This window comes from Bradyrhizobium sp. NBAIM08 (assembly GCF_020193935.1).
GTDB lineage: Bacteria > Pseudomonadota > Alphaproteobacteria > Rhizobiales > Xanthobacteraceae > Bradyrhizobium > Bradyrhizobium yuanmingense.
The window spans coordinates 1-385 of sequence record NZ_JADYVR010001282.1 but is presented as its reverse complement, the minus strand read 5'-3'; the positions used below and the strand labels follow the sequence as shown (position 1 = coordinate 385).

Annotated in this window: 1 protein-coding gene; it reads left to right on the top strand. The window is 74.0% G+C overall.

Annotated features, from left to right (window positions below; all coding sequences use genetic code 11):
• On the top strand, positions 1 to 385 hold a 385-nt coding region (locus tag I6F37_RS44535), incomplete at both ends, for a serine hydrolase (protein WP_225155063.1).

The following is a 385-nucleotide window of genomic DNA, read 5'->3' as shown; positions in this document are numbered from 1 at the left end:
CGTCTCGGGCATGCAGCGCGAGCCGCTCGGTGACGTGTGGGACACCCTTGAGCAGCCGGACGCGGCGTCGCTGGTCCGCGGGTTCGCCGAGGCGGAGCGGGTCGGCCGGCCGCACACCCGGTGGCACTACTCCAACCTGGCGTACGCCGTGCTCGGCCAGGTGGTCGAGAGGCTCGACGGCCGCCCATGGATCGAGTCCCTGGACACGCGGTTGCTGCGTCCCCTCGAGATGCGCCGGACCACGGTGGGGTTCGTCGACGACGACCACGTGACGGGCTACTTCGTGCCGCCCTTCCACGACGCGCCCCGGGAGGAGCCGGTGCTCGACCTCCGCGCCATGACCCCGGTCGGGGGCCTCGCCAGCACCGCGCGCGACCTGGCCCGC